The sequence below is a fragment of the Streptomyces sp. NPDC057854 genome (assembly GCF_042797055.1).
GTDB lineage: Bacteria > Actinomycetota > Actinomycetes > Streptomycetales > Streptomycetaceae > Streptomyces.
This window is the reverse complement of the sequence record NZ_JBHVMF010000006.1, coordinates 165,862-189,013: the sequence shown is the minus strand read 5'-3', so window position 1 is coordinate 189,013 and position 23,152 is coordinate 165,862. Positions and strand designations below refer to the sequence as shown.

General features: G+C 74.8%; 18 protein-coding genes and 1 riboswitch. Of the genes, 13 read left to right on the top strand and 5 right to left on the bottom strand.

Annotation, left to right across the window (positions count from 1 at the left end; translation table 11 throughout):
* Positions 1-92 precede the first annotated feature (92 nt).
* From ACFVQZ_RS11610 to ACFVQZ_RS11595, 4 genes are all read left to right on the top strand, one after another.
* Positions 93-1,445 carry a M16 family metallopeptidase gene (locus ACFVQZ_RS11610; RefSeq protein WP_383621269.1) on the top strand — a complete coding sequence of 451 codons (1,353 nt, stop codon included), beginning with the start codon at positions 93-95 and terminating at the stop codon, positions 1,443-1,445.
* Positions 1,446-1,471: 26 nt separating this feature from the next.
* Positions 1,472-2,836 carry a M16 family metallopeptidase gene (locus ACFVQZ_RS11605; protein WP_383621367.1) on the top strand — a complete coding sequence of 455 codons (1,365 nt, stop codon included), beginning with the start codon at positions 1,472-1,474 and terminating at the stop codon, positions 2,834-2,836.
* A gap of 198 nt (positions 2,837-3,034) precedes the next feature.
* Positions 3,035-3,195: riboswitch (cyclic di-AMP (ydaO/yuaA leader) on the top strand.
* Between the two features lie 9 nt (positions 3,196-3,204).
* A complete protein-coding gene (locus ACFVQZ_RS11600) occupies positions 3,205-3,975 on the top strand; it encodes a M23 family metallopeptidase (RefSeq protein ID WP_030495118.1) in 771 nt (256 codons plus the stop codon).
* Positions 3,976-4,168: 193 nt separating this feature from the next.
* On the top strand, positions 4,169-4,852 hold the full coding sequence (locus tag ACFVQZ_RS11595; RefSeq protein WP_030495119.1) for a GntR family transcriptional regulator: 684 nt from the start codon (positions 4,169-4,171) through the stop codon (positions 4,850-4,852).
* Between the two features lie 187 nt (positions 4,853-5,039).
* Here ACFVQZ_RS11595 and ACFVQZ_RS11590 read toward each other — a convergent pair whose 3' ends face one another.
* Positions 5,040-5,321, bottom strand: coding sequence for an HPr family phosphocarrier protein (locus ACFVQZ_RS11590; protein WP_030495120.1), 282 nt, complete (start codon positions 5,319-5,321; stop codon positions 5,040-5,042).
* 194 nt (positions 5,322-5,515) lie between these two features.
* Here ACFVQZ_RS11590 and ACFVQZ_RS11585 point away from each other — a divergent pair, with 194 nt between their 5' ends.
* The 7 genes from ACFVQZ_RS11585 (at position 5,516) to ACFVQZ_RS11555 (ending at position 16,231) form a co-directional block, all read left to right on the top strand.
* Positions 5,516-8,470 (top strand): GNAT family N-acetyltransferase, encoded by a 2,955-nt coding sequence (locus ACFVQZ_RS11585; RefSeq protein ID WP_383621266.1) that lies wholly within the window; start codon positions 5,516-5,518, stop codon positions 8,468-8,470.
* Between the two features lie 39 nt (positions 8,471-8,509).
* Entirely contained in the window at positions 8,510-9,109 is a 600-nt protein-coding gene (locus ACFVQZ_RS11580; protein WP_030495122.1) for a DUF5998 family protein, read from the top strand.
* On the top strand, positions 9,109-10,314 hold the full coding sequence (locus ACFVQZ_RS11575) for an alkaline phosphatase family protein (protein ID WP_383621264.1): 1,206 nt from the start codon (positions 9,109-9,111) through the stop codon (positions 10,312-10,314). Before ACFVQZ_RS11580 ends, ACFVQZ_RS11575 begins: the two co-directional genes overlap by 1 nt.
* 41 nt (positions 10,315-10,355) lie before the next feature.
* The gene (locus tag ACFVQZ_RS11570; protein ID WP_030495124.1) at positions 10,356-11,006 is read left to right on the top strand and encodes a thymidine kinase; all 651 of its coding nucleotides are present in this window, start codon (positions 10,356-10,358) and stop codon (positions 11,004-11,006) included.
* Between the two features lie 213 nt (positions 11,007-11,219).
* Positions 11,220-13,835, top strand: coding sequence for a YfhO family protein (locus tag ACFVQZ_RS11565; RefSeq protein WP_383621262.1), 2,616 nt, complete (start codon positions 11,220-11,222; stop codon positions 13,833-13,835).
* Positions 13,836-13,925: 90 nt separating this feature from the next.
* On the top strand, positions 13,926-14,891 hold the full coding sequence (locus ACFVQZ_RS11560; protein WP_030495126.1) for a glycosyltransferase family 2 protein: 966 nt from the start codon (positions 13,926-13,928) through the stop codon (positions 14,889-14,891).
* Positions 14,892-14,893: 2 nt separating this feature from the next.
* Complete coding sequence (locus tag ACFVQZ_RS11555) at positions 14,894-16,231, top strand: polysialyltransferase family glycosyltransferase (RefSeq protein ID WP_383621260.1); 1,338 nt, start codon at positions 14,894-14,896, stop codon at positions 16,229-16,231.
* 30 nt (positions 16,232-16,261) lie between these two features.
* Here the strand turns inward: ACFVQZ_RS11555 and ACFVQZ_RS11550 are convergent, their stop codons facing one another.
* Positions 16,262-17,035 (bottom strand): VOC family protein, encoded by a 774-nt coding sequence (locus ACFVQZ_RS11550; protein WP_383621258.1) that lies wholly within the window; start codon positions 17,033-17,035, stop codon positions 16,262-16,264.
* A 163-nt stretch (positions 17,036-17,198) separates the two neighbouring features.
* On the opposite strand from ACFVQZ_RS11550, the gene ACFVQZ_RS11545 reads away from it, so the two are divergent.
* On the top strand, positions 17,199-18,026 hold the full coding sequence (locus tag ACFVQZ_RS11545; protein WP_383621257.1) for a sulfurtransferase: 828 nt from the start codon (positions 17,199-17,201) through the stop codon (positions 18,024-18,026).
* 77 nt (positions 18,027-18,103) lie between these two features.
* Here ACFVQZ_RS11545 and sepH read toward each other — a convergent pair whose 3' ends face one another.
* Positions 18,104-19,165 (bottom strand): septation protein SepH, encoded by a 1,062-nt coding sequence (gene sepH, locus ACFVQZ_RS11540; protein WP_081959098.1) that lies wholly within the window; start codon positions 19,163-19,165, stop codon positions 18,104-18,106.
* A 378-nt stretch (positions 19,166-19,543) separates the two neighbouring features.
* Here sepH and ACFVQZ_RS11535 point away from each other — a divergent pair, with 378 nt between their 5' ends.
* Positions 19,544-20,575 (top strand): hypothetical protein, encoded by a 1,032-nt coding sequence (locus ACFVQZ_RS11535; RefSeq protein ID WP_383621254.1) that lies wholly within the window; start codon positions 19,544-19,546, stop codon positions 20,573-20,575.
* Positions 20,576-20,582: 7 nt separating this feature from the next.
* On the opposite strand, the gene ACFVQZ_RS11530 is transcribed toward ACFVQZ_RS11535, so the two are convergent.
* The gene (locus ACFVQZ_RS11530) at positions 20,583-21,917 is read right to left on the bottom strand and encodes a D-arabinono-1,4-lactone oxidase (RefSeq protein WP_383621253.1); all 1,335 of its coding nucleotides are present in this window, start codon (positions 21,915-21,917) and stop codon (positions 20,583-20,585) included.
* Entirely contained in the window at positions 21,862-23,118 is a 1,257-nt protein-coding gene (locus ACFVQZ_RS11525) for an MFS transporter (protein ID WP_036414912.1), read from the bottom strand. Before ACFVQZ_RS11525 ends, ACFVQZ_RS11530 begins: the two co-directional genes overlap by 56 nt.
* Positions 23,119-23,152: the final 34 nt, after the last annotated feature.

The window sequence follows — 23,152 nt, the reverse complement described above, 5'->3', positions numbered from 1 at the left end:
CTGCGGGGTCCGGGAACTTCGCCAGGTGTCGGCGCGCTTGCATACAGTGGCAGGACTTTCTCCGCACCGCGATCGAAGGGACGTACATGCCCATGGGTCACACGGCCACGGCCGAGGCCGGCTCCGGCGGCCTGACAGCGACCGAGCACCGGCTGGCGAACGGCCTGAGGGTGGTGCTCTCCGAGGACCACCTGACCCCGGTCGCCGCGGTCTGCCTCTGGTACGACGTCGGCTCCCGCCACGAGGTCGCCGGCCGCACCGGCCTCGCCCACCTCTTCGAGCACCTGATGTTCCAGGGCTCGAAGCAGGTCCACGGCAACGGGCACTTCGAGCTCGTCCAGGGCGCCGGAGGCTCGCTCAACGGCACCACGAGCTTCGAGCGGACCAACTACTTCGAGACCATGCCCGCCCACCAGCTGGAGCTCGCGCTCTGGCTGGAGGCCGACCGGATGGGCTCGCTGCTGGCCGCCCTCGACGACGAGTCGATGGAGAACCAGCGGGACGTCGTGAAGAACGAGCGCCGCCAGCGGTACGACAACGTGCCGTACGGCACCGCGTTCGAGAAGCTCACCGCGCTCGCGTACCCGGAGGGCCACCCGTACCACCACACGCCCATCGGCTCGATGGCGGACCTGGACGCGGCCACCCTGGAGGACGCGCGGAACTTCTTCCGCACCTACTACGCGCCCAACAACGCGGTCCTCTCGGTCGTCGGCGACATCGACCCGGAGCAGACGCTCGCCTGGATCGAGAAGTACTTCGGTTCCATCCCCGGCCACGACGGCAAGCCCGCCCCGCGCGACGGCTCCCTGCCGGACGTGATCGGCGAGCAGCTGCGCGAGGTCGTCGTCGAGGAGGCCCCGGCCCGCGCCCTGATGGCCGCCTACCGGCTGCCCGAGGACGGCACGCGCGCGTGCGACGCGGCCGACCTCGCCCTCACCGTGCTCGGCGGCGGCGAGTCCTCCCGCCTGCACAACCGGCTGGTCCGCCGCGACCGCACGGCGGTCGCCGCCGGCTTCGGCCTGCTCCGGCTCGCCGGCGCCCCCTCGCTCGGCTGGCTGGACGTCAAGACGTCCGGAGGCGTCGAGGTGCCCGTCATCGAGGCGGCCGTCGACGAGGAGCTGGCCCGCTTCGCCGCCGAGGGCCCGACCGCCGAGGAGATGGAGCGCGCCCAGGCCCAGCTGGAGCGCGAATGGCTCGACCGGCTCGGCACGGTCGCCGGCCGCGCGGACGAACTGTGCCGCTTCGCCGTGCTGTTCGGCGACCCGCAGCTGGCGCTGACCGCCGTCGACCGGGTCCTCTCGGTCACCGCGGACGAGGTGCGCGAGGTGGCCGCGGCCCGGCTCCGGCCGGACAACCGCGCGGTGCTGGTGTACGAGCCGGCCGAGACCGCCGACAGCGACGCCACCGACGAGAGCGACGACGAAGAGGGAGCGGACCAGTGACGGACACCGCCCAGCCCCTGACCAGCATGGAGTTCCACCCCCAGCCGCAGGCCGGCGCGGCGAGGCCGTGGGCCTTCCCGGCCCCCGAGCGCGGCACGCTCGACAACGGCCTGACCGTGCTGCGCTGCCACCGCCCCGGCCAGCAGGTCGTCGCCGTCGAGCTCTTCTTCGACGCGCCGCTGGACGCCGAGCCCGAGGGCCTCGACGGCGTCGCCACCATCATGGCGCGCGCCCTCTCCGAGGGGACCACCGAGCGCGGCGCCGAGGAGTTCGCGGCGGAGCTGGAGCGCTGCGGCGCCTCCCTCGACGCGCACGCCGACCACCCCGGCGTCCGGGTCTCCCTGGAGGTCCCGGTCTCCCGCCTGCCGAAGGCGCTCGCGCTCGTCGCCGAGGCGCTGACCTCCCCGGCGTTCGACGCCGACGAGGTCAAGCGTCTGGTGGCCAACCGGCTCGACGAGATCCCGCACGAGTCCGCCAACCCGAGCCGGCGCGCGGCCAAGCAGCTCTACAAGGAGCTCTTCCCGGCCTCCGCGCGGATGTCCCGGCCGCGCCAGGGCACCGAGAAGACGGTGGAGGCCATCGACGCCGCCGCCGTCCGCGCCTTCTACGACGCGCACCTGCGGCCCGCCACCGCCACCGCGGTCGTCGTCGGCGACCTCACCGGCGTGGACCTGGACGCGGTCCTCGCCGACACGCTGGGCCGCTGGACCGGCGCGCCGGCCGCGCCGCGCCCCATGCAGCCGATCACCGCCGACGACACCGGACGGGTCGTCATCGTCGACCGTCCGGGGGCCGTCCAGACGCAGCTGCTCATCGGCCGGATCGGGCCGGACCGCCACGACTCCGTCTGGGCCGCGCAGGTCCTCGGCGTCTACTGCCTCGGCGGCACCCTGACGTCCCGTCTGGACGCCGTCCTGCGCGAGGAGAAGGGCTACACGTACGGCGTGCGCGCCTTCGGGCAGGTGCTCCGCTCGGACGGCGAGGGGCACGGCGCCTCGCTCCTCGCCATCAGCGGCTCGGTCGACACACCGAACACCGCGCCGGCCCTGGAGGACCTGTGGAAGGTCCTGCGCACGCTGGCCGAGGGCGGACTGACCGACGCCGAGCGGGACGTCGCGGTGCAGAACCTGGTGGGGGTGGCGCCGCTCAAGTACGAGACGGCCGCCTCGGTCGCCGCGACCCTGTCCGACCAGGTCGAGCAGCACCTGCCGGACGACTACCAGGCCCGGCTGTACGCGCGGCTCGCCGAGACCGGCACGGTCGAGGCCACGGCGGCCGTCGTCAGCGCCTTCCCGGTGGACCGGCTGGTCACCGTGCTGGTGGGCGACGCCGCGCAGATCGAGGAGCCCGTGCGAGCCCTCGGCATCGGCGAGGTGACCGTGGTGAGCTGACCCCGGGTCAGCGGGCGGCGGAGGTCTCCGATGCGATGAAGCGTCGGGGACCTCCGCTTTGTCCGTTATGAAGCTAAGCATGATCGTATGCCCTGTGGCATGTCTTACAAAAAGGCGTGTCTGTTTGGCGATCGACATCCGTCCGGCCTAGCGTCGACGCGGCTGTCCGGCCCACGCACGCGCCGCACCCGCGGCACCGGACAGTCATCGCCGAGTCCCCGTCAGGCGCGAGCCTGGGGAGCCGGGGACCCACCAGTCCCTGGGGTGAATCGGACGCCTTCGCCCGCGCGGAGGGGCCCGTAGGAGACCTTCCTGCTCCGAACCCGTCAGCTAACCCGGTAGGCGAGAAGGAAGGAAAGGACCGTCTCTTGGCGTTCACCCGTGCCACCGGGAAGCACCGTGGTGCGAGCCGACTGGCTCGCCGCAGCGCCGGCATCGCCGGCGTGGCCGCCCTCGCGACCACCGGCGTCGTCGGCACCCTCGCCTCTCCGGCCCTCGCCGCCGACGGGGAGGACCGTTCCCCCGAGGACACCGGCCTCATGAAGGTGATCGCCGACGAGTCGATCGCCGACCAGATCAGCGCGCAGGCCGCCGCCCAGGAGCAGGAGGCCGCCGAGGCCGAGGCCCGGGCCAAGGCGCGCGCCGAGGCGAAGCGCAAGGCCGAGGCCCGCGCCAAGGAGATCCGCGAGGAGAAGGAGCGCGCCGCCCGCGAGGCCGAGCGCCGCCGCCTCGCCTCCTTCAACCTCCCGGTCGCCGGCTCGTACGTCTCCACCGGCTACAAGACCGGCGGCTCCCTCTGGTCCTCCGGCAGCCACTCCGGCGTCGACTTCCACGCCGCCTACGGCACCCCGGTCGTCTCCGTCGGCTCCGGCACCGTCGTCGAGGCCGGCTGGGGCGGCGCGTACGGCAACAACGTCGTGATCCGGATGCACGACGGCACCTATACCCAGTACGGCCACCTGTCGTCCATCGGCGTCTACGTCGGCCAGACCGTCGAGCCCGGCCAGCAGATAGGCGTCTCCGGCTCGACCGGCAACTCGACCGGCCCGCACCTGCACTTCGAGGCCCGCGCCACCGCCGAGTACGGCTCCGACATCAACCCCGTCGCGTACCTCCGCGCCCGCGGCGTCAGCCTCTGACCCGCCATTCCCGCCCCGAAAAGGCCCCGGCTCTCCCGAGCCGGGGCCTTTTCCGTCGCTTCCGGCCCGCATGCCCCGGGCGTCTACCGGCCGGATTCCGAGGGGGCATCGGAATTTCCGGCGCGCTGCAATAGAGTCGCGGAAGAAGCGCCGCTCGAATGCGGGGCGCGCGGAGCGAATACGGAGGTCGGACATGCGGGTTCCCGCGCAATCGGTATGCACGGCGATCCGGGACGACATCGTCTCGGGGGTCTTCGAGCGCGGCAGCCGGCTCACCGAGGACCAGCTCGCCCGGCGCTACGGCGTCTCCCGCGTGCCGGTCCGCGAGGCCCTGCGCACCCTGGAGTCCGAGGGCTTCGTGGTCAGCCGCCGGCACGCGGGCGCCCAGGTCGCCGAGCCCACCGACCAGGAGGCCGCAGACCTCCTCGACGTACGGGCGCTGCTCGAACCGCTCGGCGCCGCCCGGGCCGCCCAGCGGCGCACCGACGCCCACCTCAAGGTGCTGCGCGGCCTGGTCAGGCTGGGACAGGAGCGGGCCCGGCGGGGGCAGGGGGAGGACCTGCGGGCGCTCGGCGGCTGGTTCCACGAGACGCTGGCGCAGGCGTCCGGCAGCCCGGCGCTCGCCGTCCTGCTCACCCAGCTGCGCCACAAGATCGCCTGGATGTACGTCGTGGACCCGCCGGACCGGCCGGCGGACGCCTGGGCCGAGCACGGGGCGATCGTCGACGCCGTCGCGCGCGGGGACGCCGAGCGGGCCCGCGCGCTGACCGCCCTGCACGCCGAGCGCTCCCTGCCGCTGCACCGGCTGAAAAGGCCGGAGCACGGCCGCGTGAGGGTTTCGCAACACGCCGTCAACACGGCGAGTTCCCGGATTTAACACGGGCGCCGTATACAGGAAGAGGAATTCTCCCGGCCTTGTCGCGGCTTTGTGCCGACCTTGTCCCGGCCTTTTCCTGCTGCCCGGAAAAGGGAAATTGCGGGACCGCGGAAATGCCGGACGGCCGTGTCCGCCGGGAATTCCGGGGACACGGCCGTCCGTGGGGAACGGGATCGACTCGCCGTGATCAGACCGTCTCGGGAAGCTCGTCCAGGCCCTCGGCCACCAGCTTGGCGAGGCGCTCCAGCGCGGCCTCGGCGCCCTCGGCGTCCGAAGCGAGCACGATCTCCTCGCCGCCCTGCGCGCCCAGGCCGAGCACCGCGAGCATGGAGGCGGCGTTCACCGGGTTGCCGCCGGCCTTGGCGATGGTCACCGGAACACCGGAGGCCGTGGCGGCACGGACGAAGATGGAGGCGGGGCGGGCGTGCAGGCCCTCGGCCCAGCCGACGTTGACGCGGCGCTCAGCCATGGTGTTGCCCTTCAGGTCTTCAGCGGTTGTCTAGACCAGTCTCTCACGGGAAGCGGAGTGCTCCCGTCGACGTTGGTCCCCCCACCGTACGACCTCCGGCCCTCCCGCCCCGGCGGCGCGCGGACCGTGCCGCGTCCCTCCCGGGCCGCGCGCGGACGGTGCCGCTGTCGGACCCCGGCCGTAGGCTGTGCCCCATGCGGAGCACGTCGGAACAGGCGGACGGACCGGACGGGACGGGCGGTGCGGGACCGGGGGAGCGGCAGGCCCCGGCCGGGCGCCCGGCCCCGCAGGAGCACGCCTACCCCGACCACTGGGAGGCCGACGTCGTGCTCCGCGACGGCGGCACCGCGCGCGTGCGCCCCATCACCGCCGACGACGCAGGCCGGCTCGTCAGCTTCTACGAGCAGGTCTCGGACGAGTCGAAGTACTACCGATTCTTCGCCCCCTACCCCCGGCTCTCCGCCAAGGACGTCCACCGCTTCACCCACCACGACTTCGTCGACCGGGTCGGCCTCGCCGCCACCGTCGGCGGCGAGTTCATCGCCACCGTCCGCTACGACCGGATCGACGCCCGCGGCCTGCCCGCCTCCGCGCCCGCCGACGAGGCCGAGGTCGCCTTCCTCGTCCAGGACGCCCACCAGGGGCGCGGCGTCGCCTCCGCGCTCCTCGAACACATCGCGGCCGTCGCCCGCGAGCGCGGCATCCGCCGCTTCGCCGCCGAGGTACTGCCCGCCAACACCAAGATGATCAAGGTGTTCACGGACGCCGGCTACACCCAGAAGCGCAGCTTCGAGGACGGCTCGGTCCGGCTCCACCTCGACCTGGAGCCCACCGACCGCTCCCTCGCCGTCCAGCGCGCCCGCGAGCAGCGCGCCGAGGCCCGCTCCGTCCAGCGGCTCCTCGCCCCCGGCTCCGTCGCCGTCGTCGGCGCCGGACGCACCCCCGGCGGCGTCGGCCGCACGGTCCTGCGGAACCTGCGGGGCACCGGCTTCACCGGCCGGCTGTACGCGGTCAACCCCGTGCTCGGCACCCCCGGCGCCGCACTCGACGGCGTGCCCGCCTTCCCCTCCGTCGCCGCCATCGGCGCCACCGTCGACCTCGCGGTCGTCGCCGTCCCCGCCGAACGGGTCCCCGATGTCGTGGCCGACTGCGGCGAGCACGGCGTCCGCGGCCTCGTCGTCCTCTCCGCCGGATACGCCGAGAGCGGCACCGAGGGCCGCGAGCGGCAGCGCGCCCTGGTCCGGCAGGCCCGCTCGTACGGCATGCGGATCATCGGCCCCAACGCCTTCGGCATCATCAACACCGCCGACGACGTGCGGCTCAACGCCTCCCTCGCCCCCGAGATGCCCGCCGCCGGCCGCATCGGCCTCTTCACCCAGTCCGGCGCCATCGGCATCGCCCTCCTCGCCGGACTGCACCGGCGTGGCGCGGGCCTCTCCTCCTTCATCTCCGCCGGCAACCGCGCCGACGTCTCCGGCAACGACTTCCTCCAGCACTGGTACGACGACCCGGCCACCGACGTCGTCCTGCTCTACCTGGAGTCGATCGGCAACCCCCGCAAGTTCACCCGGCTCGCCCGCCGCACCGCCGCCGTCAAACCGGTCGTCGTCGTCAAGGGCGCCCGCCACAGCGGCAGCGCCCCGCCCGGCCACCGCGTCCCCGTCACCCGCATCCCGCACGCCACCGTCTCCGCGCTGCTCCGCCAGGCCGGCGTCATCCGCGTCGACACCGTCACCGAACTCGTCGACGCCGGACTGCTCCTCGCCGGTCAGCCGCTGCCCGCCGGACCGCGCGTCGCGATCCTCGGCAACTCGGAGTCGCTCGGCCTCCTCACGTACGACGCCTGCCTCACCGAGGGGCTGCGCCCGCAGCGGCCCGTGGACCTGACGACCGGCGCCACCCCGGCCGACTTCCGGGACGCGCTCGCCGCGGCCCTCGCCGACGACTCCTGCGACGCCGTCGTCGTCACCGCGATCCCCTGGGTCGGCGTCGAGGGCACCACCGAGGTGCTCGCCGCGTCCCTCCGCGAGGCCGTCGCCGGCGCGGGCGCCGCGGGCGCCGCCAAGCCGGTCGTCGTCGTCCACGTCGAGATGGGCGGACTCGCCGAAGCCCTCTCCGCCGCCACCAGCACCCGCCCCGCGCCCGCGCGCCCCCGCCGCCCGGCCGCCGCCGCACCGCCCGCCCCGGAGGCCGCCCCCGCCCCGGAGGCCGCCCCCGCGACGGAGGAGCCGGCCCCGGACGCGCGGGACCCGCGGCCGTCCGAGCCCGTCCGCAACATCCCCGCCTACCCGGCCGCCGAGCGGGCCGTCCGCGCGCTCGCCGAAGCCGTGCGGTACGGGCAGTGGCGGCGCCAGGCCGCCGACCCGGGACGCGTACCCGAGTACGACTCCATCGACGAGACCGGCGCCGCCGCCCTCATCGACCGGGTGCTCGGCGAGCGGGGCGCCGGCCAGGAGTCCCGGGGCGTCACCCTCACCGCCGACGAGGCCCGCGCCCTGCTCGGCCGGTACGGCATCGAGGTCCGCCCCGCCCTGCCCGCGCCCGGACCCGACGAGGCCGTCGCCGCCGCGGCCCGGCTCGGCTACCCCGTGGCGCTCAAGACCACCGCCCCCCACCTCCGCCACCGCCCCGACCTCGGCGGCGTCCGCCTCGACCTGGCCACCGAGGAGCAGCTGCGCACCGCCTACGCCGAGCTCACCGAGGCCCTGGGCAGGCCCGCCGAGCTCCAGCCCGTCGTCCAGGCGATGGCGCCCCGGGGCGTCGACACCGTCGTGCGCGCCACCATCGACCCGGCGGCCGGCGCGGTGCTCTCCTTCGGCCTGGCCGGCGCCGCGTCCGAACTGCTCGGCGACATGGCCCACCGACTCGTTCCGGCCACCGACCGGGACGCCGCCGAGCTGGTCCGCTCCATCCGCACCGCCCCGCTGCTGTTCGGCTGGCGCGGCTCGGCGCCGGTCGACACCCCCGCCCTGGAGGAGCTGCTGCTCAGGGTCTCCCGGCTCGTCGACGACCACCCGGAGATCGTCTCCGTCGTCCTCGAACCGGCCGTGGTCGCCCCCGCCGGCGTGTCCGTCCTCGGCGCCCAGGTCCGGCTCGCCCCGGCGGCACCCACCACCGACCTCGGCCCCCGCCGCCTGCCCGGCTACTGACGGGCCGGAGGGGGTCCACCGCCCCGTAGGATGGAGTCCATGGCGAAGACCGGTACGACGACCCAGGGGCTGCGCGCGGCGATCGAGCGCAGCGGCTACTACCCGGCACTCGTGGCCGAGGCGGTGGAGGCCGCCGTCGGCGGCGAGGACGTCGCGTCGTACGTGGTCCACCAGGAGACCACCTTCGACGCCAACGAGGTCCGGCGCCACGTCACCGTGCTCGTGCTGACCCCGAGCCGGTTCATCGTCAGCCACACCGACGAGCAGGCCGCCGACAACAGCTCCCCGAGCCCCTACGCCACCACGTCCACCGAGTCCGTGAAGCTCGACCGGATCTCGTCGGTCGTGGTCAGCCGGGTCGTCGCCAACCCGGAGTCGTACACCCCCGGCACCGTGCCCCGCGAGGTCGTCCTCACCATCGGCTGGGGCGCCGTCTCCCGGATCGACCTGGAGCCCGCCGCCTGCGGCGACCCGAACTGCGACGCCGACCACGGCTACACCGGCAACGCCACCGCCGACGACCTCAGCCTGCGCGTCAGCGAGGCCGGCGACGGCCCGGACACCGTCCGGCAGACCCTCGTCTTCGCCCAGGCGCTCTCCGAGGCCACCGCCGCCACCGCGCCGACGGCCGGCCGCTGATGGCGCAGCCGACCTCCGTCGCCCACGGCTGGCCCGACGAACCGGAGCCGCTCGACCCGGCGAGCGCGCCCGTGCCCGCATACGGCACCGGCTCCCTCGCCGACCTGCTGCCCACCGTCGTCGCCGGCCAGGGCGTCCCCGGCTTCGAGGCGCGGATCGCCGAGCTGACCCCCGCCGACCGCGTCTGCGTCTTCCTCGTCGACGGGCTCGGCTGGGAGCAGATCAAGGCCCACCCGGACGAGGCCCCCTATCTGACCTCGCTGCTCGGCAGTTCCCGCGGCGGCACCGGCCGGCCGATCACCGCCGGCTTCCCCGCCACCACCGCGACCTCGCTGGCCTCCGTCGGCACCGGCCGCGCCCCCGGCAGCCACGGCCTCGGCGGCTACACCGTCCGCGACCCTCGGAGCGGCGAGCTGATGAACCAGCTCAAGTGGCGCCCCTGGACCGAGCCGAAGGTGTGGCAGCCGTACCCCACCGTCTTCCGGCTGGCCCACGAGGCCGGGGTCCACACCGCGCAGGTCTCCTCCCCGATCTTCGAGCAGACCCCGCTCACCCAGGTCGCGCTGAGCGGCGGCACCTTCCACGGGCGGCTCTCCGGCGAGGAGCGCATGGACCTCGCCGCCGAGCAGCTGGCCGCCGGCGACCGCGCGCTGGTCTACACGTACTACAGCGAGCTCGACGGGGCCGGGCACCGCTTCGGCATCGACTCGGACGCCTGGCGCGGCCAGCTGATGATGGTCGACCGGCTGGTGCGGCGGCTCGCCGAGCAGCTGCCGGCCCGCTCGACGCTGTACGTGACCGCCGACCACGGCATGGTCGACGTGCCCTTCGACGAGGAGCACCGCATCGATGTCGACGAGGACTGGGAGCTGCGCGCCGGCGTCGCCCTCCTCGGCGGCGAGGGCCGCGCCCGGCACGTCTACGCCGTGCCCGGCGCCGAGGCCGACGTCCTCACCTGCTGGCGCGAGGTCCTCGGCGAGCAGTTCTGGGTGGCGGGCCGCGACGAGGCGATCGCGCTCGGCTGGTTCGGCGACACCGTCGACGAGCGGGTGTACGGCCGGATCGGCGACGTGGTCGCCGCCGCCCACCACGACGTGGCGCTCGTCGCCTCCGTCGGCGAGCCGCTGGAGACCCAGATGACCGGCATGCACGGGTCGATGACCCCGGCCGAGCAGCATGTGCCGCTGCTCGAAGTCCGCGCCTGACCCTCCGTACCGCCCCCGACCCGAAAGGTTTCCGACCCGTCATGCCCGAGCTGGTGTTCTTCTCCGGAACGATGGACTGCGGAAAGAGCACGCTGGCGCTCCAGATCGCGCACAACCGCGACGCGCGCGGCCTCCAGGGCGTGATCTTCACCCGGGACGACCGGGCGGGCGCCGGCAAGCTGTCCTCGCGGCTCGGCCTGGTGACCGAGGCCGTCGAGGCGCCCGAGGGCATGGACCTGTACGGCCATCTCGTCGACCAGCTCTCCCAGGGCGGCAAGGCCGACTACGTGATCGTGGACGAGGCGCAGTTCCTCGCGCCGGTCCAGATCGACCAGCTCGCGCGGATCGTCGACGACCTCGGCCTCGACGTGTACGCCTTCGGGATCACGACCGATTTCCGCACCAAGCTCTTCCCGGGCTCGCAGCGCCTGATCGAGCTCGCCGACCGGATCGAGCAGCTCCAGGTCGAGGCCCTGTGCTGGTGCGGCGCCCGGGCCACCCACAACGCGCGGACCGTCGGCGGCCACATGGTCGTCGAGGGCGAGCAGGTCGTCGTCGGCGACGTGAACACGGCCGCCGAGGTCGTCGGGTACGAGGTGCTGTGCCGCCGCCACCACCGCCGGCGGATGACGAGCGCGAGCGCCCGCGCGGCGGCCCTCTCGCCGGACGTCCTCCCCGTCACCCCGGCCTGACGCGCCGGCCGGTCTGAGGCCCCCGACGCGCCGGGCCGGGCGCCCCGCCGGTCACCCGGACGGCGGTGGTGACACCCGCTGTTCACCCGAGGGTCGCCGGGGGATCGCCGGGTGATCCACTTCGGGTCGCCCCCACCAGGAGTAATGGGGTCGTCCCGCCGTGCGTTCGCCGCGGGTGATCGACGAGAGAGCCCCGTGCTCCCTGGAGGACCCGTGCCACCCGCCGCCCCACCCGTGCCCGAACCCGCCCGGGACGGGGCACGCGGCGGCCCCCGACCGCTCCGCGACCCGCGACTGCTCGCCCCCGCCGGTGCCGGACTGCTCACCGCCGCCGTGTTCGCGCTCGCCACCGCGCTCGCCCGCAGCCACCCCCTCGGCCCGTACACCCGGAACGTCGTCGACCTGGGCCAGCAGTACCTGCCGTACCACGCCTACTGGCGCGCCTTCCTGCTCGGCGACACCCACGGCGACGCGTTCCTCAACTGGAACTCCGGCTTCGGCGCGGGCTTCCTCGGCGACATCGGCACCTATCTGAGCAGCCCGTTCTCCCTGCTCGTCGTCCTCTTCCCGGCCGACCGGCCGGAACTCGCGCTGTACGTCATCACCGCGCTCAAGATCGCCGCCGCGGGCGCGGCGATGGCCGCGCTGCTGGTCCGGCTCCGCCCGCCCGGACGCACCGGCCCGTGGCCCCTCGCCGCCCTCCTCGGCGCCGCGTACGCGCTCTCCGGCTGGACCTTCAACCACGGCGCCTCCGTGCCCATGTGGCTGGACGGCCTCATCGCCTTCCCGCTGCTGTGCCTGGTCGCCGAGTGGGCCAGGGCCGGCCGGCGGCCGGTGCTCGGCCCGCTCGTCGTCGCCGTCGCCTGGATCGCCAACTTCTACACCGCCTACATGGCCACCCTCGGCGCGGCGCTCTTCCTCGCCGTCCGGCTCTGCACCGCCGGCCCGGACGAGCAGCCGCGCCCCTGGCCCGGCGCCCTGCTGCGGGCCGCGCGCACGGTCGGCCTCGGCGTGGGCCTCGCCGCCCCGCTCGTCCTCGTCGTCTTCCGCGGCACGACGTACGCCGACCCCACCCCCGAGACCGTCTTCGCGCCCGCCGGCTGGACCGAACTGCTCGGCCGCCTGCTGCCGGCCACCGCCAACGTGAACACGCCGGCGCTCTTCATCGGCACCCCGGCGCTCGTCCTCGCCCTCAGCCTGCCCTTCCACACGGCCGTCGCCCCGCGCGTCCGGCTCGCCTGGACCGCGCTGATCGTCCTGGTGACGCTCTCCCTCCAGTGGGGCCCCACCCACCTCCTGTGGCACGCGGGCGCCTCGCCCAACGGCAACCCGTACCGCCAGACCTTCGTCCTGTGCGGCCTGCTGCTGATCGCCGCCTGGCTGTCCGCCGTCCCCCGAACGCCCCGCCCGGCCGCCCTCCTCGGCGGCGCCGCCGTCGCCGGCGCGCTCGCCCTCGCCGCCCGGGGCAGCACCGACATCGACGCCTGGACCTACCCCGCCGCCGGCGCCGCCCTCCTGCTCGCCGGCGCCGCGGCGCTCCTGATCCACCGCGCCCGGCGGCCCGCCCTCGCCGTCACCGCCGCCGTGCTGCTGCTCGCCGCGCAGGCCGGGGAGGCGGCCGTCAGCGGGATGCGGACCGAGGTGCGGCAGCGCGCTGACGTCGCCTGGGCACCCCGGATCGGCCCCTGGCAGCGCGCGGTGGCCGCCGAGGTCGCCCGCGCCGACGCCTGGCCCGCGTACCGCACCGACCCCGGTCCGCTGCCCGGCGGCAATGAACCGCTGCTCCTCGGCGGCGAGGGCGCCGACGCCTACTCCAGCCTCACCACCGAGAACACCTCCCGCACCCTCGACTCCCTCGGCTTCGGCCACTACGCCAAGGGCCGCCACCCGGAGACCCTCGACAACCCCGTCACCGACGCGATCTTCTCCATCGGCACCCGGATCCGCTCCGAGGCCACCGAGCCGGTACGCCAGGACGCCGCGCCCCGCGGCACCGCGACCGCCACCACCACCCCCGTACCGCCGCTCGTCACCGTCCACCCGGCCGGGAACGCCACCGTGGACCCCGAGGAGTCCGCCTTCCGCAACCAGGAACTCCTCCTCGGCTCCTCCGTCTACGCGCTGCCCGCCGTCCGCCGCGCCGGCACCACCCTCACGGCCCGCTGCCCGGCCGGTACGGAGGTCTGGTTCTGGGCACCCGAGTACCACGGCACCGCGGCCCTCGCCGGCGGCGCCCCCGCCGACTTCGACGGCCGCCCGCCCGCCACCCGCGCCGCCATGCGGGCCCTCGGCACCGTCCCGGCCGGCGGCGAGGTCCGGATCGACCTGGTCACCGACCGGACCGTCACCCTGCCCCGGCAGTCCGTCGGCTGCCTCGACCGCGCCCGGCTCACCGCCGCCGTCGCCCGCCTCACCGCCACCGGTGCCACCCGCGTCACCGCCACCGGCCACGGCCTCACCGCCGAACTGCCGCCCGGCAGCACCGGCATCGCCGTCGTCGCCATCCCCCGCGCCACCGGCTGGCGGTGCGCCGCCGGCGACGCCGCACCCGTCTCCGCCCGCTCCCACCGGGGCCTGATCGCCGTCCCCCTCGACGGCCGCGCGACCCGCGTGAGCTGCACGTTCCGGCCGCCCGGCGTCCGGCTCGGCGCCGCCGCCGGAGCCGCCGCCCTGCTCGGTCTCCTCGCCACCGCCGTCCTCGTCCGGCGCCGCGCCGCACGGCCGGCCGACGGTTCGCACGCGGGACGACAAGAGTTCACCGACCGTCCACACGAGGCTCGTTCGGGCGGCCAGGACGCCGATTACGCTGCCCGCCGTACCGGCGCCTGACAGCCGGAATCCACCTCCGCTTCCACCACCGCTCCACCTCCGCGTTGCCCTGTCCGACCCTCTTCCCGATCCAGTGTGGGGATTCTCCGCGTGCCCAAACTCTCCGTCGTCGTCCCCTTCCACAACGTCGGGCCGTACGCCCCCGACACCGTGCGCAGCCTGGCCCGCAACGCGGACCCGGACTTCGAGTTCCTGCTGGTCGACGACTGCTCCACCGACGAGACCCCGGACGTCCTCGACCGCTGGAAGGACCGCATCCCGAACGCCCGGGTCATCCGCCACGAGACCAACAAGGGCGTCGCCCAGGCCCGCAACACCGGCATCGACGCCGCCACCGGCGACTACCTCACCTTCCTCGACGGCGACGACTGGTACGCCCCGGGCCACCTCCGCGCCGCCGTCGACGGCATAGAGCGCCTGGGCTGCGACTTCGCCCGCACCGACCACGTCCTCGCCGAGGGCCGCAAGCGGCACGTCAAGTACGCCCCCGCCAAGGTCCGCGACGCCGTCATGGACCCCCGCGACGGCATCGCCCCGGCCAGCATGATCACGATGGTGGACTACCCCTTCGTCCCCTTCGGCATCTACGGCCGCACCCTCTTCGAGAACGGCCAGTCCCGCTTCGAGACGAAGCTGCGCACCGCCGAGGACCGGCTCTGGGTCTGGCGCCTCCACCTGAAGGCCCGCACCTACGCCGCCCTCTCCCTGCACGGCGTCTTCTACCGGCGCGGCGTCACCACCTCGCTCACCCAGATCAGCGACAACCGCCAGCTGGACTTCATCCCCTCCTACGACCTGCTCCTGGAGGAGGTCTCCCGGGACCGCGACGCCGACCGCTTCCTGCCCAAGGTCGTCCGCACCTACTGCGCCATGATCGCCTTCCACGTCAACAAGGCGGGGAAGTACGAGCCCGAGGTCGCCCAGCGGCTCCGCGCCGATGTCGCCGACGCCCTGCACCGCATGCCGCAGGACGTCCTCGAAGAGACCCTCGCCACCATGGACACCCCCCGCGCCACCCTTCTGCGGAGCCTGCGCGAGACCGGAAGGACCGTCTGACCATGATCCCCGACACCACCACGGTCCAGATCTTCCAGGTCTCCACCCTCTACGGCGCCGCGACCGTCGCCGCCGCGATCGACGCCGGACTGTACGGCGCCCCCGGCGACGCCCGCCGCCTGCTCCTCCTCTCGCACAACGCCGAGATCCCGGAGACCGCGCTCCGCCTGGAGACCATGACCGGCTACGCGCGGATCGCCGCCCGCTTCGACGGCGTCCTCGACTGGAACGAGACGATCCACCCGTACCACCCGGCCGCCTGGGCCCCCCGCCCCGAGGAGACCCCGCTGTGGCAGCGCGTGCTGCGCACCGCCTGGGACCTCGGCACCGCCCGCGTCGAGCTGATCGTCGAGTCCATCCAGGTCAACCCGGCGAAGGCGCTCGGCGCCTGCTTCCCGGAGAGCAGCGTCGAGGTGTACGCCGACGGGCTGATGAGCTACGGCCCCACCCGCACGGACGTCGCCCAGTCGCTGGCCTGCCGGATCCGCCGGCTGCTCCACCTCGACCTGGTGCCAGGCCTGACGCCGATGCTCCTCACCGAGTACGGGACGCCGTCCGAGCTGGTCCCCGACGCCGCGTTCCGCGCGGTCCTCGCCGAGATCGCGGCCGACGCGGGCGACGACCCGGCGGTCGCCGCCGCCGTGGCCGCGCGGCCGACCGCGCTCCTCCTCGGCCAGTACCTCGCCGCGCTCGGCCTCCTGACCGTCGAGGAGGAGGAGGAACTGCACGTGCGGATGCTGCGCGGCGCCGCCGCCCTCGGCCACCGCAGCATCGTGTTCAAGCCGCACCCCACCGCGCCCGCCGGCTACTCGACCGCGCTCCGCGAGGCCGCGGAGGAGGCTGGGGTGAGGCTCACCGTCCTCGACGTGCCGCTGCTCGCGGAGACCTTCTACGAGCGCTGCGAGCTGGAGCTGGTCGTCGGCTGCTTCTCCACGGCCCTGCTCACCGCCGCCGTCTACTACGGGGTCCCCGTCGCCCGGGTCGGCACCGAGGAGCTGCTGGAGCGGCTGACCCCCTTCGAGAACAGCAACCGCATCCCGCTCACCGTGGTCGACCACCTGGTCGCCGACCTGGAGGGCGGCGAGGCGCCGGCGGTGCCCGGCCCGGCGCCGGACTCGCTCGCCCCGCTGGTCCGGGCGGTGAGCTTCTGCATGCGGCACAAGGCCCACCCGGGGCTGCGGGCGGAGACGGAGCTGTACCTGGCGGCGCACCACGCCGACCCGGCGGTCGCCCACCACTTCGGCACCGTACGCCTCACCCAGCTGGACCTCCCGGGCGGCGAACCCGGCCGGAGCGCGCCCCCGGCACCCCGCCGGGGCCTGGTCCGCGGCCGGCGCTGACCCCGCGGGCCCACGCCTAGCGGCGGGGAGTCAGCGGTCGCCGGACCGCACGAGGGTGAAGACCGCGCCCTCCGGGTCGGCGACCAGGGCGAGCCGCCCGGCCGTGCCGTCCCGGGGCGGCCGCAGCACCTGGCCGCCCAGCCGCACCACCAGCCCAGCCGCCGCGTCCGTGTCGGCCACCTCGAAGTACGTCATCCAGTGCGGGCCCCGGTCCCGGGGCAGCGCCTCGCCCACTCCGTGCAGCGAGGCGATCGGGCGGCCCTCGACGTGCAGGGTGGCGTAGTCGAAGTCGGCCGAGACCAGCGGTTCGACCTCGTAGCCGAAGACCGTCCGGTAGAACTTGGCGACGGTGGTCGTCTCGTAGGTGAGCAGCTCGTTCCAGACCGGCGTCCCGGGCGGGCCCGCGAGCGCGGTGCCGTGGTGGGCCTCCGCCTGCCAGACGCCGAAGACGGCCCCGGCGGGGTCGGCGCAGATGACCATCCGGCCGGCCTCGCCGGCGTCCAGCGGGCCCACCGCGACCGTCCCGCCGCAGCAGCGGATGGTCTCCGCCGTCTCGTCGGCGTCGTCCGTGGCCAGATAGGTGGTCCACGCGATGTCCAGGTGCCGGTCCGGGGGGAGCTGGCCGATGCCGGCGACCTCCCGGCCGCCCAGCAGCGCCCGTACGTAGGGGCCGAGCTGCTGCGGCCCGGGGACGAACTCCCAGCCGAAGAGCGACCGGTAGAACTCCTGGGTCGCCTCGATCCCGTGCACCATCAGACTCACCCAGCAGGGTGTCCCCGGGCTGCGTCGCGCCGCCTCGGTCATGGTCGCTCTCTCCTCGGACCTGGTCGTGACCGTGCCCCGCCGCCGGTGGAACCGCCGGCCCGCGCACGGCGCGCCGCCCCGGGCCGCACCCGTCCTGGCACGATCCCTCGGGAGGACGCCGGGTCCGTCCCCGGCGCGGGCGTGGCTGCGCGAGGATGGCCCCATGAAGCCCATCATCTCCGCAAGCGAACTCGCCAGCGAGTCGGCGGGTGCCCGTCCGCCGGTCCTGCTGGACGTGCGCTGGACCCTCGGGGGCCCGCCCGGCCGCCCGGCGTACGAGGCCGGGCACCTGCCCGGCGCCGTCTACGTGGACCTCGACACCGAACTGGCCGGACCGCCCGGGGCCGGCGGCCGGCATCCGCTGCCGGATCCGGAGGCGTTCGGGGCGGCGATGCGCCGCGCGGGGGTGAGCGCCGGCCGTCCGGTGGTGGTGTACGACGGCGGGCTCGGCTGGGGCGCCGCCCGTGCCTGGTGGCTGCTGCGCTGGGCGGGCCACCCGGACGTGCGGGTGCTCGACGGCGGTCTGGCCGGCTGGCCGGGGGAGCTGTCGACGGAGGTGCCGGAGCCGGAGCCGGGCGACTTCACGCCGAAGCCGGGCGGGCTGCGGTTGCTCGACGCGGACGAGGCGGCGGCGCTGGCCCGGTCGGGGCTGCTGCTGGACGCGCGGGCCGCCGAGCGGTACCGGGGCGACGTGGAGCCGATCGACCGGGTCGGCGGCCACATCCCGGGCGCGCACTCGGCGCCGACGACGGAGAACGTGGCGGAGGACGGGCGGTTCCGGCCGGCCGGCGAGCTGCGCGAGCGGTTCGCGGCGCTGGGCGCGACGGAGGCGGCGGAGGTCGGCGTCTACTGCGGTTCCGGGGTCTCCGGCGCCCATGAGGTGCTGGCGCTGGAGCTGGCCGGGATTCCCGCGGCGCTCTACGCGGGCTCCTGGTCGGAGTGGTCCTCGGACCCGTCCCGCCCGGTGGCCACGGGACCGGACCCGCGATAGCCGGACGCGGCGGGCCCGCACCGGCCGTCCGGTGCGGGCCCGCCGCCGTACTGCGTCCTACTGCGTCCTGCTCCGGCCTACTCCGACTGCTTCTTCCTGCGGGTGCCGAAGACGATCTCGTCCCAGCTGGGAACGGCCGCGCGGCGGCCCGGGCGGACGCCGTCGGCCTCCGCCTGCCGGTCGGTGGCGCCGTGCAGCCGGTCGCGGTGTCCGGAGACGGAGCGCGGCATGAGGACGTCGGCGTAGGCCGCGCCCGCCCCGGCGGACGCCGCGGGGGCCGGCGGCTCCTCCGCCTCGACCTCGTCGGACGGCTCGGTGTCGGGCTGTTCGGGAACCACGAGGTCGCCGCGGAAGCTCGGCACCGCCTCCAGGAGGCTGGTGAGCGAGTCCCGCTCCTCCTCCGGCTCCGCCGACGCGGTCAGCGGCGCCCGGTCGAGCTGCCGGTCCAGGGCGCGGTCGAGCGGCCGGTCCCGGGGCAGCCGGGCGATCCTCGGTACGAAGGGGAAGCTGGGCTCCGGCGCGGCGGCGAGGGTGTCGTCGGTCTCGCCGATCAGCGCCCGCGCCTCGTCGTCCACGGCCTGGACGAGCCGGCGCGGCGGGTCGTAGGTCCAGCTGGCGGTGTGCACCTCGCCGGCGACCCGGTAGACGAGCAGCACCTCCCAGGTGCCGTCGTCGCGCCGCCAGGAGTCCCACTGCACGGTGTCCTTCTCGGCGCCGCGGAGCAGCAGCCGCTCCTGCACCGCCTCGCCGAGCTGGGGACCGCTGTTCTCGCCCGGGCGGCGCACCGGCGTCTTACGGGCGCGCTCGGCCATGAACGCGCGCTCGGCGAGCACGGGGCCCTCGAAGCGGCGGACGCGGTCGACGGGGATGCCGGCGAGCTGGGCGACCTCCTCCGCGGAGGCACCGGCTCGTATCCGCGCCTGGATGTCGCGGGGGCGGAGGTGGCTCTCCACCTCGATCTCGATCTGCCCGAGCCGCGCGCGGTCGTTGCGGACGGCGGCCCGCAGCCGCTCGTCGATCGGAAGCGTGTACTCCGTGCTGTCGGCAGCCTTGAGCACCAGTCGTGTGCCGTCGTTGGAGACGGCCACGACACGCAGTTCGGGCATGGGGACCTCCCGGGTGGTGCCTGCCGACGTCACGTGCGTCGCTGCTTCCGCTAGTCGAGTGTGGCCTGCCCGGGTGCAGCCTGCCACTACCTTGCCGAGTTGCCCGGCGTGTCGGGCGTGGACCCCGGTCCGCCGTTATGGCACGGTTACCTGTTCACTACCCGGAGTGACTGGGCGTCACACTAAGTAGCGGTTCCGTTCCCGGGCGCCCCGGAAGGCGTCCGGACCCAGGGTTCGTCAATGTACTCCATTCGGGCCACCCGGGTGGACCGGCGCGCCGCCCTACTTCTCCGTGTGCCCGGGAGTTGGGCCCTCCACTCCATTCCTCCCGCGTGGCACTCTTCACAGAACCCCCTGAAACGGAACTATTCACTTCGCTCATGGGTCCCTTCTGGGTGCACGGTGGAACAGATGAGCAACCAGAGGGTGGAGATGCGTCAGAGGCAGCCGGCGGACCCGGACGAACCGGAGATACGGACCCCGGGGACCGGGGACGGGCCGGGCGAACACCCCGCGCCTGGGGGCGCGGACAAGCGGAAGATCGACCTGAGCGTGCCTCAGGTGGCGGGCAGCGCCGTCGCGGCGGTGATCGCCGCCAAGCTCGCCTCCACCCTCGGCGTCTACGGGACGATCGTCGGCGCCGGTGTGATCAGCGTCATCGCCACCTGCGGAGGGCCGCTCTTCCAGCAGCTCTTCACGCGCACCGGCAAGCAGGTGCGGGACGTCACCACCGCCGCCCGGCCGAAGGCGCGTCAGGTCCCCGCCGCCCCCTCCGCCGTGCCCGCGGACGACCGCCGCACCCTGATGCTCGGCACCGTCCCCGAGGCCGCGGCGCCGTTCCCGTACGACGAGGAGTTCGGCGCGGCCACCACCCACGGCACCCGGCTGCGCGGCTGGAGGCGCCCGGTGCTGGCCGCCGCGCTCGTCTTCGGCGTCACCATGGGCGGCATCACCGCCTACGAGCTGGTCTCCGGCGAGGACTTCAGCGGCACCAAGGGCACCACCACCTTCGGCTCCGTGGTCCGCGGCGGCGACACCGGGCAGCACGACGCCCCCGAGGAGCGGGAACAGCCGCAGGAGCAGGACCGGCAGCCGGGCCAGGACCAGAGCGGCGAGCCGCGGACGCCCGCCCCGACCGGATCCGCGGGCCAGGACGGCACGCGCGAGCCCGGGGACGGGACCGGCACGGACGCGGAAACCCCCGCCACCGGCGCCACTCCCGGCTCCGGCACCGCGACGCCGGGCGGCGACGCCACGACCGCGCCGACCCAGGAGCCCACCGGCTCCGGCGACGGCGGCGGCGCTCCCACCCAGGAGCCCACCGCGCCGACGACGGCTCCCACGGCCCCCGCCACCCCGTCCGCGCCCACCGAGGCGCCCGCCCCGACCGGCCCGCCCGCCGAGGACGCGCCCACCGCGCCGGCCGGCGGCACCACCGGGTGAGGTCCCGTCAGTCGCCCAGGACCCGCCGCAGATAGGCGTTGCCGAAGCGGCGGTCCGGGTCGAGCCGGTCGCGCAGCGCCGTGAACTCGGCGAAGCGCGGATAGGCGGCGGCCAGCTGCGCGGCGTCCCGGGTGTGCACCTTCCCCCAGTGGGGCCGGCCCCCGTGGGCGGTCATGATGCGCTCCACCGCGGTGAAGTACCCGCGGTGGGGCGTTCCCTTGTAGAGGTGCACCGCGATGTAGACCGTCTCCCGGCCGGAGGCCGTGGACAGCGCGATGTCGTCGGCGGGCGCGGTGCGCACCTCCACCGGGAAGCTCACCTTCAGCGGCGAGCCCTCCACCATCGCCTTCAGCTCGCGCAGCGCCGTCGTCGCGGCCTCCCGCGGCAGCGCGTACTCCATCTCCAGGAAGCGGACCCGGCGCGGCGAGGTGAAGACCTTGTACGGGATGTCGGTGTAGGTGCGGGCGGACAGCGCGCGGCTGGAGACCCGGGCGATCGCCGGGATGACCGGCGGCACCGCGCGGCCGAGCGCGCACGCGGCCCGGAAGACGCCGTTGGACAGGAACTCGTCCTCGAACCAGCCGCCGAACCGGGGCAGCGGGGCGGCCGGGCCGGCGCTGCGGTTATTGCGCTTGGTGTTGCAGTTGTCCGTGTGGGGGAACCAGTAGAACTCGAAGTGCTCGTTCTCCGCGTGCAGCGCGTCGAAGTCGGCGAGCACCCGGTCGAAGCGCATCGGCTCCTCCCGCGCGGTGAGCAGGAAGACCGGCTCGACGGCGAAGGTGAGCGCGGTGACCACGCCGAGCGCGCCGAGCCCGATCCGGGCCGCGGCGAAGACGTCCGGGTTCTCCGTCGCCGAGCAGGTCAGCACGGTGCCGTCGGCCGTCACCAGCTCCAGGGCGCGGATCTGGGCCGCGAGCGAGGCCGAGTCGCGGCCGGTGCCGTGGGTGCCGGTGGAGGTGGCCCCGGCGACGGTCTGCTCCATGATGTCGCCCATGTTCGTGAGCGACAGGCCCTCCCGGGCCAGCGCCACGTTGAGCCGCTTCAGCGGAGTGCCCGACTCCACCGTCACCGTCATCGCCTCGCGGTCGATCCCGCGGATGCCGGTGAGCAGGTCCGGGCGGATCAGCACGCCGTCGGTGGCCGCGATCGAGGTGAACGAGTGGCCGGTGCCGACCGTCTTCACCGGCAGCCCGTCCTCGGCGGCCCGGCGGATCTCGGCGGCCACCTCCTCGGCCGACGCCGGGCGCGCTTCCCGCGCCGGCCGGGCCGAGACGTTCCCCGCCCAGTTACGCCACGGGGTGCCCGTCCCGGCGCTCCCCGGTCCCGCTGTCCTCACGCTCATCTCGCCCCTCCCGGTTCGGAACCGGCCTGCGCAGCCGGCGGTGGCCGAGCAGGGCCACCACGACCGCGAGCGCGCCCGAGACGACGGGCACCACGTACGCCGACTCCGCCCCCGAGGCGTCGACCACCCAGCCGGCCGCCGAGGAACCGAGCGCCACGCCGATCGCGAGACCGGTGCCGGTCCACGTCATGCCCTCGGTGAGCTGGGTGTGCGGTACGTGCTTCTCGACGAGGGCCATCGTGGTCACCATCGTCGGCGCGATGGAGAGGCCCGCGACAAAGAGCGCCACGGCCAGCAACGGCAGGTTCCCGGCCAGTAGGAGGGGGATCATACTCACGGCCATCGCACACACGCCCAGCAGCCACCGGCGGGACGGCTCGCCCTTGAGGTGCAGCAGTCCGAAGACCGCGCCGGCCAGGCAGGAGCCCAGCGCGTAGACGGCGAGGACCAGGCTGGCGGCGGCCTTCTGGCCGCGCTCCTCGGCGAAGGCGACGGTGACCACGTCCACCGAGCCGAAGATGGCGCCGGTGGCGACGAAGGCCAGGGCGAGGACCTGGAGGCCGGGGGAGCGGAGCGCCGAACCGGCCTTGACGGCCGGCTGCGGGTGCGGCGCCGGCTCGGTGTCCCGCTGGGCGGTCAGCCAGAAGACGCCGATCGCGAGGAAGACGCCGGCCAGCAGCGGGCCGGCCTCGGGGAACCAGGTGGTCGACAGACCGATGGAGATGATCGGGCCGAAGATGAAGCACACCTCGTCGACGATCGACTCCCACGAGTACGCGGTGTGCAGCGACCGCCCGTCGCCCCGGTAGATGCCCGCCCAGCGGGCCCGGGTCATCGCCCCGACGCTCGGCACGACGCCGATGACGGCCGTGAACGCGAAGAGCGTCCAGTCCGGGGCCTCCTGCTGCACGCAGAGCAGCAGTCCGGCCGCGGCGACGACGGAGACCAGGGTGACGGGGCGGAGCACCCGGCGCTGCCCGTACCGGTCGACGAGCCGGGAGACCTGCGGGCCGAGCACGGCAGCGGACATCGCGAGGGTCGCCGACAGGGCGCCGGCCAGTCCGTACCGGCCGGTGACCTGGGAGATCATCGTGACGATGCCGATGCCCATCATGGACAGCGGCATCCGGCCGAGGAACCCGGCCGCGGAGAACGAGACGGTACCGGGCGCCGAGAAGATCGCGCGGTAGGGACTGGCCAAGGTGTTCTCCGGCTGTGCGACGCGGCGTGCCGCC